The following is a 13,609-nucleotide window of genomic DNA, read 5'->3' on the forward strand; positions in this document are numbered from 1 at the left end:
AGAGAGATGATGAAGAGTGCAAAGGAAAAATTAAGCCTGATGGAAGCAATGACCGAATGTCATCAGGCTTTGTTCAATACCGATAGATACCAGTTAGAAATAGAATATTTGAAGCTTCAGTTCCCGGCGATTTTTCTGGATCCCGAGCAGGATGATTTGGTGTGGGGACGAGTGAAGTTGTTGCCAATAGGATTTTTCCCACAGGAAGGTGGCTTGGGTTATCACTGTATGGAGGAAATGTGGGAGGCGTTTGAGCAGGAGTATACCCTTGATTTTGAGGACCTGAAGCGCATCGCCAAGCTGAAAAGTTATTGGAAGGACAAAACCACTACTTATAATACCCGTCAGGCTTATCCCGCGGATGTTGCCGAGGTATTGCCTTCAGATAATTGGTTTCACGAGTCGGGTATTGGTTTTCCTTTGTATCGCATGGCAGGGGCACATCAGCATTACGACGCACTCATTCGCAAAGGTTTGCCTGGCCTGAAAGATGAGGTGCTGGGTCGGATGAACGAATACGCTGATGATGCAGAAAAGGTGGCTTTTCTGAAAGCAATGCTTTCGATGTTGAATATCGTATCGGAAACCGCGGAAAAGTATGCCGATCATATCGATACCCTCAACCACCGGGCAGGGGATATAATGAGCAAGGCACTTCGAAGTGTGGCCCGGCAAAAACCTCAATCCTTCTACGAAGGGATTCAGTTGGTGCAGCTTTGGAGCATGATGTCTGGAGCGTTCAACTATTCCCGCATGGACGTCTATCTGGGCGATTTATTGGTGGCTGATCTGGACAATGGCATTATTTCGGAGCAGGAGGCAGTCAGCTATATGGAAAGTCTTTGGCGTCTGATTATTTTCCGCAATACCATTTTCGATGGGCGTGTAATTATTGGCGGACGTGGTCGCCGAAATCCTGAGAATGCCGATCGTTTTGCCAAACTGGCGATTCAGGCCTCCAGGAATGTGGCGGGCGTTTTACCTCAGTTGACTTTGCGCTTTGATGAAGGACAGGATCCGACTTTGTACGATGACGCATTGGAGGCTATTGGCGAGGGCTGTTCCTTTCCCATGCTCTACAATGACCGGGTGAACATCCCTGCCGTATCAAAGGCTTTTGGGGTTTCGATGGAAGATGCAGAAAATTATTTGCCTTATGGATGCGGGGAATATGTGCTGGATCACCGCAGTATCGGTACACCGAATGGCGTGATTAACCTGGCCAAGGCGGTGGAAGTCTGTCTGTATGGTGGATATGATTTGCATCTGAAAAAGATCATGGGCGTAGAATGCAAAACGCTGGCAGAAGTAGCAACATTCGAAGAGTTTGAGCAAAATTATAAAGCAGTTGTGGAGCGCTATGTTACCGCATTGGCGAAGCAGCAGAAAATAGAATATGAGGTGGTAGGGCAGGAAGCGGGCTTTTTGATGTATTCCGCCTTATTCGATGATTGTATTGGTCGTGCCAAGCCGATTTTTGCGGGTGGTTTACGTCATTTGGGTGGAACCATTGAAACCTATGGAAATACCAATGCCGCCGACAGCCTTTTGGCGATCAGGCAACTAGTGTTTGAGCAGAAAAAATTTACCGGTCGGCAGGTGATGGAGTTGATGGCGTCGAACTATGAGCAGAACCCTTCAGCACAGAAAGCCTTTTTGAATGTTCCCAAGTATGGAAATGATATGGACGTAGCGGATCAGATGCTGATCAACGTCCATAACCATGTCTGTAATTTTGTGAGGGAGCAAGGACCAAAAGTAGGCCTGGATTCCTATTTGGTGGTCAATATTAACAACCACGCCAACACTATTCTCGGTCGCCATACGGGGGCTACTCCTGATGGGCGTAAGGATGGGGCCCATATGGCCAATGCCAACAATCCGCAAAGCGGGCAGGATAAAAATGGGATTACTGCCGTGTTGAATTCGTTAATCAAGCCGGCGATCGATATTCACGCAGGAGCGGTACAAAATATGAAGTTCTCCAAAGAGATGTTCAATGAGCGTCGTTTGGTAACCAAAGCACTGCTGAACACCTATTTCGAAAATGGCGGATCTCAGGCAATGATTTCTGTTTTAGGAAAGGAAGATCTGCAGGGAGCTATTGAGCGTCCGCAGGATTATCCGAACCTGATTGTGCGCGTGGGGGGATTCAGTTCAAGGTTCATTGATCTGGCCCCCGACGTTCAGCAGGAAATCCTTCACCGTACTTTATATTGATCAAATGGAGGCTGTCGTTTTTGATATTCAGCGTTTCTCATTGACCAATGGGCCGGGCATCCGAACCACCGTGTTCTTGAAAGGCTGCCCCTTGTCGTGCAAATGGTGTCATAATCCTGAATCTCAGAAGATGGGCCAAGGCATCAGTATTGATTTTGACCAGTGCGTCAGCTGTGGGGCTTGCGCCTCAGCCTGTGAGCGAGAAGCGCACCCTATGGTTAAAGGGAAGCACGAATTTGATCAGTCGAGTTGCCAACTTGATGGTCATTGTGTTGAGGCTTGCCCCAAGGATGTGATTAAGATTTGGGGCAATCATCAATCGATAGAGGAGGTGATGGAGGTATTGCTGAAGGATATTGATTATTATAAAAACTCCGATGGAGGCATTACTTTTTCGGGGGGGGAGCCAATGAGTCAGTTCCCCTTTTTGCTTGAAGTCTGCAAACGCCTGCATGCATTGGGTATTGCGGTCTGTCTGGATACAAGTGGACAGTCTTCTCTGGGAAATTTCAAGAAGATTCTTCCCTATATCTCCCTGATTCATTTTGATATAAAATCTTTAGATGCGCAAAAGCATAAGGAGGCTACCGGTGTTGTCAATCATACCATTTTGGAGAACCTTCAGTGGCTCGGTCAGCAGGCTTGCCCGATCGTATTGCGATGTCCGACGATTCCGGAATTCAATGATTCAGAGGAGGACATAAAGGCCCTTTCTGAATTGGCCAACTCCCTTCCGGCGGTTCAGACGGTTGATATTTTACCTTATCATACCATGGGTATCCATAAAGCCGAACAACTAATAGAAGCGGTGCCCGGACAGTTGCAATATCAGGTTCCTAGCCAAGAGGATAAAAGCCGTTATGCCCAATTGCTGAAACAATACTGTCAGAAGGAATTTACGATCGGTAAATAGATCAAACAACCATTCCTACCTTTTTAAAGGTATTTCATCCTCTAATCGAGGGGAATAGGATACCTTTTTTACTTCCTCTTTTTTTTTATGCACGGGATTTCTGGGGATCACTGAACGCTTTTTATCTTTTTTAAATCAAATTTCAGCCATTGGGGAGGAGCGAATGACCATTTTTGAGTTCAATTATTTTTTATGAATATGAGCGCAAAAAAGATATTTTTTTTACTGACATTATGCTGTTTTCAAATCTCCATCACCTTTGCCCAGGAGCAAATCGTGATCGAAGACAGTCAATGGCGATTGTGGCCGGACAAGTCCGCAGAATGGAAAAATGATGACTTGTATTTACCTAACACTTTCAATATTGAGGAGTTGCCCGTTAATGCACCGACCTGTGGTTGGGCAGAACTGCGTAAACAAAAAGAAGGGATGGAAGTGAGCCTTCCAACGACTGTGGAGCAACATTTCTGGGGAACCATTGGACTGAAAGCCTATGAGGATGCCTATGGTTTTGAGACAGAAGACAAGCAGGTAAAAGACGGTCGTTATTTGGGCGTTTCCTGGTGGTCCAAATCAGTGTTTATCCCCAAAAGTGCCAAAGGCAAAAAACTGATACTGAATATTCGTGGCGCCCGTTTGCGTGCTGAAGTATATTTGAATCAGCAATTGGTGGGATATAATATCATCAGTGAAACTTCTTTTCAGTGTGATTTGAGTAAAGCGTTTATCGCCGGACAAAATAATGACTTGGACATTAGAATTACCAACCCGGGTGGGCAGATGGACTGGATCGATCCAATTTTCTTGCAGTGGGGCAAATATGCCTTCCACCGTTCGCATGGATTCGGAGGTATCGATCGAGGATTGAGCATTGAAGTGCAGGACAAAAATATCCAAATGCAGGACCTTTACGTGCTGAATACTTCCGATTTGGATAAGGTAGGTGTTTATGTTGTTTTACATAATGCGACGGATAAGCCAGTCAAAGGTGAAATAGAATATACTCTATATGATCAAACAGGTACGGCGGTAAAAACATTCAAGAGTGATAAAATAACCATTGACGCACATCAGACGACCACTGTCAAAGAAGCTTGTCAATTGGAAGGGGCGAAAATGTGGACCCTTGAGCATCCAAACTTGTATCAGGTAAAGGCGCAATTCAAGGCTAAAAAATCCAAGCTGGCCTACCGCACACAAACTTTTGGTTTCCGTTGGTTCAATGCCGAAGGGATCGGTAAAGATGCTTATTTAAGCCTGAACCATCAGCGTATTCGTTTATTGAGTGCGATCTCTTGGGGCTTCTGGGGATTGAACGGACTGTTTCCTTCGCATGAGTTAGCAAAAAAGGAAGTAATGGCGGCGAAAAATTTGGGGATGAACTGTCTTCATTTTCACCGAAACATTGGTCGCAAAGAAGTTTTTGATTTACAGGATTCGTTGGGATTGCTTCGCATGATGGAGCCCGGTGGTGGGCGTACCGCTTTACAAAATGACTATAAACTGGACTGGGAAGGCGTGATTCCGGCATCACATGCCATCGATGTTTGGGGTAAAGATGGAGAAGCGGAAACCTTTGCTCAAAAGTACATGGAGGCAAAAATCATTCAGATGATTCGTGATGCAAGAAGTCACCCGTCTTTGGTGGCTTATAATTTGCAGAATGAGGTAACTTTTGACTTGGCCAACCCACGCATCTGGCATGTGCTCAGAAGAATGCAACAGGAGGATCCAAGCCGGGTGATTACCCTGAAATCGGGGGTGAACCCTGAAGGACAGGTGACCTTCTTGCCTTATATCGAAGCACCGATTTATGACAAGGGAGATGGCTTTGGAGGTTGGATTGATGAGCATACGGTTGGAGGCCCTGGTGTTTGGAAAGACGAGCTTTATAAGTCGGATAAAGAATTTACGCACCGAACAGAAATCAAAGATCAGATTGTTGTTTGGGGTGAAATGTTGGGCGCAGCTACGCCAGACAACGCCAAGATGATGATTGAATACATCAATGAGCATGGCGGGAAAAGTTATGATTTGATTGATCAGCAGGAGATGAACAAAGCCTATGGTGACTTCATTAAAAAGTGGGGATTTGAAGGTTCTTATGCCGATGCCGGAGAGTTGTTCAAAGCCATTGGTCGCAAGAGTTATGAGTTCTGGGGTAAGGTCATCGAGACGGCAAAACTGTCTGATGAGAACGATGGGTTTATCATGAATGGCTGGGAAAGTACAGCGATCGAAAACCATTCTGGCTTGGTGGACAATCAACGCCGACATAAGTCGGACCCGGCTTTGGTAGCCAACAGGGTACAGGCATTGCGCTCAACGATCCGCTTGAATCATCAGGCAGTGCAGGCCGGTGAGCAGTTCTTGGCTGATTTGTATTTGGTCAATGAATCACATCAGGCACATGCCAAGCCGGCGAAGCTTGTTTTGCGCAAATCCAACAAGGTGGTTTGGAGCAAGGATTTTTCTGTACCGGCCTTCAAAAAAAATAAATTTGTTTATCCTATCGCCAAGCAAGTGGCATTGCCTGCTACCTTGGCGGAAGGAAAATATGAGTTGTCATTGGAGGTCAGTGGCTTGCCAACAACTGCTGTTGCGAATGAAAAGCTGACGATCCTTGACTCAAAAATTAACTTCAACCCGAAGCACTACCGGGTAGGAATTGTGGGAAATAACCCAAGTCTGAAGGCATATATCCACGATCAATTCGGAATGGATGCGGAATATTATCAGCCAAAAAATCAGTATGACCTATTGATTTTGAGTGATGAAATTCTGATTGGGGGAGAAGCAAGAGGAGTGAAAGTTCCAACGCCAATCGAAGGAACGGGAGATGACTATTTGTATCAGACAGAAGTCTATGGCGATACCCTTGATATGACTTTCACGGTTGAGGTCTTGGCTAACGGACAGGCTGATGTTACGCTGAAATATGCAGAGGTATATTGTAATGCGCCAAAAACAAGAATGTTCGATGTGGCATTGAATGGCAAGGTGGTAGAGCATGACTTTGACCTTTTCACTGAAGGTGGATTTGCTCAGGCGATCGACCGCGAATACAAGGCAAATATCATTGATGGTAAGTTGGTGATTAATATCCCACGCATCAGTTGCAATATGGCGAAGATGTGTGCTTTCAAAGTGGTGGATGCCAACGGAAAAACGCAGGCGTTTAACCTTGGAGGTGAGGCATACACTGATGTGAAAGGATTGAAATGGCAGCAGTATGTGGAGCAGACCGCCTTTGTTCCTTCTTTGGATTTCAGTGCGGAAGGTATTGAGCATCACATTGATATTCCTGCGCTTTTTGCCAAAATAAAAGCAGGAACGCAAATGCTGATGATGCCACTGAATGCCGGGGCAGTAGTAACCTACGGGCAGATTTTGGAAGATGAGCAGGCACTAAATTTCGACGGTCAGGTCGGTAATGCTTTGCAGGCTTGGATGGGATCATGGATTTTCACTAAAACATCAGATTTGTTTAAGCATCTTCCACAGAACACCGCCTTTGCAGGGGATTACCAAATTGGGGCCGTAGATGCCAACGGGATGATCATCAGTGGAAAAAATATTGCCGTTGATGCCGGCTATGCCAGAGATCACAACCGAAATATTGGTGCCGCATCCTTTTCCGTAAAGGTTGGAGATGGAACAGTGATCGTCCATAATTTCTACGGTCTGGGCAATATTGCCAAGCGGGAAGATGAGCGAATTAGTAAGGCATTTGCTAAGCAAATACTAGTCAATACATTTAATAAATTATATTCCAAAAACCATAGATCGATAAGTGAAAACCTGATGGACTAAAGAAATAGATTAGTCGATGTTGAAGTCCCCAGAGGAAATACCATTTCTTTAGGGGACTATTCTTGTTTTTATACAAACGCTAACACGATTTCCCAGCATACATCTTCATTATAGCCTCATATTGGACTGTTGGATTTAGGAGGGAGCAAGGGGACTGATAGAAAAAGCCACCGAACAATTAAGTATAGTGGCTTTTGTTTTTACTTTCTAAATCCGAATTATTTACCCGAGAATAAAATTTTCGCTGCAAGTTTTGGTTTTTAAACATGCACCTAGCCAAAATCGAGTAACTTTTACAAGATCAAAATCCTTTCGTGTCATGGCGAGTGTGGAACGGTATGGAAGTAAATCATATCAATAATGCTTCTATCAAAAATTCATACCATCACTCATCCTCTATAACAAGTAAGAATACGGAAGCGAAAACATTAACATTAAGATCAATTTGTTGAAAGGGAATTCCTCCGAAACAAAATATAAGAAATGGCGGAAGAATGGCGGTGGTCATTATTGAGTCGTCCTCCCAATTAGAATATTTTTAATCCAAAACTGACTTAAGATTTAGCTTATTGGTCAAAAATAAAATTACAACTATGAGCAATGTGCAAGAATTAGCATCCATGATCGATCATACGATCCTTCACCCACAATTAACGGACAAAGATTTGGAAATCGGCTGCCAGGTAGCGGCCAAATACAATGTCGCTTCCGTTTGTGTGAAGCCTTTCGCAGTGGACCAAGCCAAAAAATTATTGGCAGGAACAGCCGTTAAAGTAGGTTGTGTGGTAGGTTTCCCTGGCGGAATTTCATCCATCGATGTAAAAGTTTACGAAACGGTACAAGCGATCAAGGATGGTGCACAGGAGATCGATATGGTCATCAACATCGGCAAGGCGATGCAAAAAGACTGGGCTTATTTGAAAGAAGAGATCAAGGCTTTGGCGGATGCTTGTCACGAGCGTGGAGCAACTTTGAAAGTTATTTTCGAGACCGATTATATCACGGAAGAGGAGTCAATCGTTAAGTTGTGTCAGATCTGTACAGAGGTAGAAGCGGATTACGTGAAGACTTCTACTGGTTTTGGTTTTGTTAAAGGTGATGATGGCCGTTTCAGCTATGAAGGTGCTACTGATGAGGTGCTTAAATTGATGAAAGCAAGCGTTGGACCGAACGTAAAAATCAAAGCTTCAGGCGGTATCCGTAGCCTGAAAAGACTTTTGGAAGTTAAAGAAATTGGTTGCCACCGCGCAGGAGCGACAGCAACAATCGATATGTTAGAAGAAGCGATGGCTCAGTTAGCTGACTAAGCCTGAAGACACCTATTTTTTATCAGCCACACATCATTTTTAACTATGAAGAATATATTGGTTATTGGTTCATCCAACGTGGATTTGGTGATGAAAATGCCACGATTGCCTCAAGTCGGTGAGACCGTTACGAATGCGAATTTCCACCAATATTTTGGGGGCAAGGGAGCAAATCAGGCAGTTGCTGCCGCCCGTTCGGGTGGAGAGGTTACTTTCATTACTGCAGTGGGGAAGCAGGATAATTATACTGCGGAGATGATCGGCAATTTTGAGAACGATCAGATCAATTGCGATCATGTGGAGTATATTGATGGAGTCAACAGCGGATGCGCCTTTGTGATGGTTGGTGAAGAAGGGCATAATTATTTGGCAGTGGACTCGGGCTCAAACCAAAAGTTGGCCCCCACTGCTGTTTCAAAAAATGAGGCACTGATTCATGATGCCTCCGTGGTGGTTTTGCAAAATGAAATCTCTGAGCAAACCAACGAGTTGATCATCTCGGAAGCGGTGGCACACAAGACGCCAATTGTCTGGAATTATGCGCCGGCGATCCCGAAGGACAAAAAGATTTTTCAGGGTATTGACTATCTGATTGTCAATGAAGTGGAAGCGGCCTTTATCACCGAAATTGCTGAGATCTCGCCGGCAAATGCTCAGCAAGCCATGACGGCCCTGTTGAAGTTGGGGGTCAAATGTGCGATCATCACCATGGGGGGCGACGGCGTTGCTTATGCCAATGACGAGGAGTCGGGTTTTGTGCCGGCCAATAAAGTAAAGGTTGAGGACACCACTGCGGCAGGAGATACCTTCTGCGGATGTTTCGCCAAGGCGATTGTTGATGGTACGTCCATTCCGGAGGCGATTGTCTTTGCCAATGCAGCCGCGGGGATTACCGTTCAGCGATTGGGTGCGCAAAGTTCTATCCCGACACAACAAGAGATTGAAGATTTTTCACATAACCTGCATAGTTTTGAACAGTAGCCTATATCAGTATATCAATAAATTATCAGCATCAGCAACTTCAGAAGATGAGGTGTTTGGATTGCTATTTTCTCAGATTGGTTATCATCCTGACCGCCCGGACAATGTGATTTTACGTTTGCCAGAGACCTATGAATTGGAACAGGGAAGCTGTCATTTAGTCGGCGAGCAGTCGGATACCGCTTATGAACAAAACTGGGTCAAATGGGGAAATGTATGGGGTGCGCAGTGCTGGATCGCCACTTTTAAAGGCGTTGCCGAAGGGCATTACCATGTGGAGCACCGAGTGTAACCACCAACGAAAATGATACTACCTTCTAATTGAAAACGTATCGGTAGCGCAAGCACATCGGGGAGTACGGATTTTTGGCTGGGCGGATGCCATTCTGGAAAATATAGTATTAAAGGATATTAGTATCGGTGAAATCGAGGAGCCACAACATGCATTGGAGTATAATTATGTTATTAATTTAACCTTTGATAATGTGAAAATTAATCATAAGACTTTCAATTTCACTGAAAACAAAAAATTGCAGGTTTTAATGCCCCTCAACAAGAATAACTTTCTGTAGTTTAGTAGTAAGGTTGGGGCCACTGTATTTCCTTATACAGTGGCTTTTTTGTTTTTCAGGAGGATGCATGGCAATAGAATGCATCAGAATGGCCCGTTACAGCTTTTATGTGATTTAATGATGCTTAAGCCGGATCATTCATGTTTAAATTCTCATTGAGCTGCAAGGCGGGAAAAATGAAGATATAATCTTTTACTTTAGCGTTTTTCCAAAGGAAGCAGATGAAGGAGGAGAAGGCAAGCTCATCCAAATTTAGGCTATTAACACCTCAATAATCACAATGTCATTGAGGTGAAAATAAGGGACTTAAGTCAACTCAATTTATTTAGGGGTGAATAAGAATAATTTGGGCTAAGGGCAATAATGGCCGGATGCTTTTGAGAGGCATCGCCCCTCTCCCTTTTATGGAATGTTTCCACCCAGGTTAAGCAAAACGTGGGCTTACCGATTTATGTTTACCTGTAAATAGGGCTTAGGCTTTGTCCGTTGCAGGTCATGACCTGTGGATTTATTACTTAAACATTGCTCTAATTATTGATCTTTTGATGCAGTATTATTTTAAAAAAGTGTATAAATAATCATTTGCTATCCAGAGCTTGAATTTGTGAGTACCATCCATTTAATTAGAATCTAATTAATTATTAACGCGGTTAATAATTAATTGTATGCCATAAAAGCACTCTGATTACCATTGGGGAATTTGAACGGCATACCTATTTTTTAATCCTTAAGTAGGTTATAATGAAATACATGATTTTTTCTAAAAAGCACCTCAGGTGGATATTGCTCCTTTTGATGGTTATGCATTTCCCTCAACTTAGCTGGGCGCAAAAGCAGGTAAAAGGGACGGTTAGCATGGAAGATGGCTTCCACATACCTGGCGTTAACATTATTATAAAAAACCAGCCCACTATCGGAACAGTTACAGATGTGCTAGGAGAATTTTCTTTGGAGGCATCCCCTGAAGATGTTTTGGTCTTTTCTTTCATTGGTTACACTACTCAGGAAATAAAAGTGGGTAATCAAACCCAAATTCAGGTAACGATGTTACCGGATATTCAAGAATTGAAGTCGGTAGTGGTGATCGGTTATGGAGAGCAACAAGAGAAGGATATTACCGGCTCCATTGGGATGGTAAAACCAGAGACGCTGACCAAAATTCCCACGGCAAATGCCGCTCAGGCTATGCAGGGGCGGATGGCCGGCGTACAGGTATCCAACTCCACCGAGCCTGGTGGGGGTACAAAGGTCCGTATTCGAGGCGTAGGAACGGTCTCGGGGCAGTCGGACCCTTTATATGTGATCGATGGGGTGCTTTCTACTACTATGATTTCAGTTGATCCGAATGATATCGAATCCTTGACAGTGCTCAAAGATGCGGCCTCAGCCGCTATTTATGGAAATCGGGGTGCTAATGGGGTTGTGATTATTCAGACGAAAAGTGGTAAAAAAGGGGAAACAAAATTTAATTTCAATGGGGAGTTTGGGGTGCAGACGCCTATGAACCTATATGAAATGATGGATATCAACGCCTATAAAGCGTATGCAAATGATCTCTTTGTGGCCAATGGCGCTATCCGCCAAAACCGTTGGGTGCGAGATGATGATATTAGCCAAAGCACGGACTGGTCCAAAGAAATGTTTAACCCGGCGGCAGTTCAAAGATATAATTTTTCTGCTGCAGGTGGGGGTGAGATGGGCAATTATCGGGTTTCGTTAGGCTATACGGATCAACAGGGGATGATGCTGGAAACGGGTTACAAACGCTATAATGTGGCGGTGAAATCAAATATGAAAAAAGGGCGATTCAAGATGGGGGAGACCCTGATGTTTAATGTTAGCCAGACGAAAAAGCGACCGGAACAATCCAATCCCGGCGCTGCGATTCATACTGCGCCACAGATTCCGGTGCGTGATCCTCTGAACATTAATTCCCATGGATATGGCATCCCTACGGAAGAAATTAGCGGAAGTGTCAATACGGCGAATCCGGTATATATTAATGAAATGAAATTGCGGGAGGCTCAAAATTTTGGGACCAATTTAAGCCTTTGGGCTGAAGTGGAATTGTTGCCGGGTTTAAGTTTTAAGTCTAATGTCAACAGTAGCTTCAGTGCTTTTTTTCAGGAGACCAAGAATCCTGCTATGGACCAGGGAACGGCGCTTTTCGCTACCATTTTATCTCGGTACAATGAGAATTTTTCCTGGTACAGTGGGATTTTCTGGGATAATTATTTGACCTATCAAAATACTTTTGCGGATAAACACGAACTCACCGTAACTGCCGGGGGCGTATTGCAGAATGAGAACTCTGCTTTTACCTTTCACACCGCCGATGGGAACCGTGATGGGCTGGAAAGTATTGTCGGAGGGGTGAAGCAAACCTATGGTGGGGATAAATTCACTAAAAGAATGCTTTCGGGTTTTGGTCGTTTTATTTATACCTATGATGGTAAATATACCCTAAATGGCTCCATCAGGGCAGATGCCACCTCTCAGTTTACTAAAAGTAACCGGCTTGGATTTTTTCCATCGATATCTGCGGGATGGACGATCAGTGAGGAAAGTTTTATGGAGCAGGTCAGTGGAGTAGATTTGCTCAAAGTTAGAGCCGGCTATGGAGAGGTAGGTCGCGACCTTGCCCTTTCGGATCGTTATGTGGCCGCTATGTATCCCAATATCAATTATCCCTGGGAGGGAGGTGCCGCCAACCCCAATACCGGAGGGCATGTAATCGCCTCATTACCGGCCACAGACCTGCGTTGGGAGACCTCGGAACAAATCAACCTGGCGGTGGATCTGGGACTTTTCCGGAACAAACTCCGTTTTACCACCGAGTTTTTTCAAAAGACTTCCCGTGATATGATTCTGAATGTTCAGCAGATGAATGATCTGGGTACGGGCATTGACCGGGACAAAGATTTTATGGGAGTAGGTTTAAAAAATATTGGTTCGATCCGGAATCAGGGGGTCGAGCTGAGTACTTATTATGATAACTTCGAAGGGGATTTCACCTATTCAATCGGGGGTAATTTCACTTATATTGTCAATAAAGCGACCGAGTTAGTGAAGGTGGCAGGGGTTGATACCCCGATTATGGAGGGCAATCAACGGCTGGAGGTGAATCAACCTATGTGGTATTTTTATGGCTATGAAACGGATGGTTTTTATAATGAAGATCAGACCGATGATGATTTGGAGCCATTGGCCAAAGCCGGGGATGTTCGCTTTGTGGATACTGATAATAGTGGCGATATCACAGATGCTGACCGCGTTAATTTGGGGAATTCATTACCGAAATATTTTTATGGTATGAATTTTAGTGCTCAATACAAGGGTTTTGATGTTTCTTTGCTTCTGGAAGGGAAAGCCGGATATAAAGTATTTAATCAAAATTACTTCGAGTTAACCAATACTACCCTAAAGTTTAATCGTTTGGCGGTATTAGATGGCAATACCTGGACAGAGGAAAACAGAAATGCCGAATTCCCGGTGATTAATGCCAGCAGTGCTTCGCAAAATTTTTCCGATCGTCATTTGCAAAACGGAGCCTACCTCAATATTCAAAATATCCAAATCGGCTATAACTTAATGTCATTGATTCAATCTAATGTCATCAATCGTCTACGGGTTTATGTAGGGGTGAATAATGCTTACATTTTAACGGCATACGATGGCTATAATCCGGACGTTTGGGATACGGGATCTTCCTCCGGCGCCTCCATTGAGTTCCGAAATAATGCCACGCCTACACCGAGGGTGTACCTGGCGGGTTTACAAATGAATTTTTAGTATGATGATCA

Annotated in this window: 7 protein-coding genes; all 7 read left to right on the forward strand. The window is 44.2% G+C overall.

What is annotated here, in order from left to right; translation table 11 throughout:
• Positions 1-6 precede the first annotated feature (6 nt).
• The 7 genes from AAA970_RS24420 to AAA970_RS24450 all read left to right on the forward strand — a co-directional run bounded on the left by AAA970_RS24420 (position 7) and on the right by AAA970_RS24450 (position 13,598).
• On the forward strand, positions 7-2,220 hold the full coding sequence (locus tag AAA970_RS24420) for a pyruvate formate lyase family protein (protein WP_338239522.1): 2,214 nt from the start codon (positions 7-9) through the stop codon (positions 2,218-2,220).
• 4 nt (positions 2,221-2,224) lie between these two features.
• A complete protein-coding gene (locus tag AAA970_RS24425) occupies positions 2,225-3,133 on the forward strand; it encodes a glycyl-radical enzyme activating protein (protein ID WP_338239523.1) in 909 nt (302 codons plus the stop codon).
• 198 nt (positions 3,134-3,331) lie between these two features.
• Complete coding sequence (locus AAA970_RS24430; protein WP_338239524.1) at positions 3,332-6,946, forward strand: malectin domain-containing carbohydrate-binding protein; 3,615 nt, start codon at positions 3,332-3,334, stop codon at positions 6,944-6,946.
• A gap of 593 nt (positions 6,947-7,539) precedes the next feature.
• The gene (gene deoC / locus AAA970_RS24435; protein WP_338239525.1) at positions 7,540-8,253 is read left to right on the forward strand and encodes a deoxyribose-phosphate aldolase; all 714 of its coding nucleotides are present in this window, start codon (positions 7,540-7,542) and stop codon (positions 8,251-8,253) included.
• Between the two features lie 45 nt (positions 8,254-8,298).
• Positions 8,299-9,234, forward strand: coding sequence for a ribokinase (gene rbsK / locus AAA970_RS24440; RefSeq protein ID WP_338239526.1), 936 nt, complete (start codon positions 8,299-8,301; stop codon positions 9,232-9,234).
• Complete coding sequence (locus tag AAA970_RS24445) at positions 9,224-9,526, forward strand: early set domain-containing protein (protein WP_338239527.1); 303 nt, start codon at positions 9,224-9,226, stop codon at positions 9,524-9,526. The genes rbsK and AAA970_RS24445 overlap by 11 nt, the downstream gene beginning before the upstream one ends.
• A 1,021-nt stretch (positions 9,527-10,547) precedes the next feature.
• Complete coding sequence (locus AAA970_RS24450; RefSeq protein ID WP_338239528.1) at positions 10,548-13,598, forward strand: SusC/RagA family TonB-linked outer membrane protein; 3,051 nt, start codon at positions 10,548-10,550, stop codon at positions 13,596-13,598.
• The last annotated feature ends 11 nt before the right edge of the window (positions 13,599-13,609 follow it).

It is taken from the genome of Persicobacter diffluens, assembly GCF_036244895.1.
GTDB classification, from domain to species: Bacteria; Bacteroidota; Bacteroidia; order Cytophagales; family Cyclobacteriaceae; genus Persicobacter; species Persicobacter diffluens.

Coding starts and splice junctions, on each gene's coding strand:
- AAA970_RS24420 (WP_338239522.1), top strand. CDS start 7: ATGATGAAGAGTGCAAAGGAAAAATTAAGCCTGATGGAAGCAATGACC.
- AAA970_RS24425 (WP_338239523.1), top strand. CDS start 2,225: ATGGAGGCTGTCGTTTTTGATATTCAGCGTTTCTCATTGACCAATGGG.
- AAA970_RS24430 (WP_338239524.1), top strand. CDS start 3,332: ATGAGCGCAAAAAAGATATTTTTTTTACTGACATTATGCTGTTTTCAA.
- deoC (WP_338239525.1), top strand. CDS start 7,540: ATGAGCAATGTGCAAGAATTAGCATCCATGATCGATCATACGATCCTT.
- rbsK (WP_338239526.1), top strand. CDS start 8,299: ATGAAGAATATATTGGTTATTGGTTCATCCAACGTGGATTTGGTGATG.
- AAA970_RS24450 (WP_338239528.1), top strand. CDS start 10,548: ATGAAATACATGATTTTTTCTAAAAAGCACCTCAGGTGGATATTGCTC.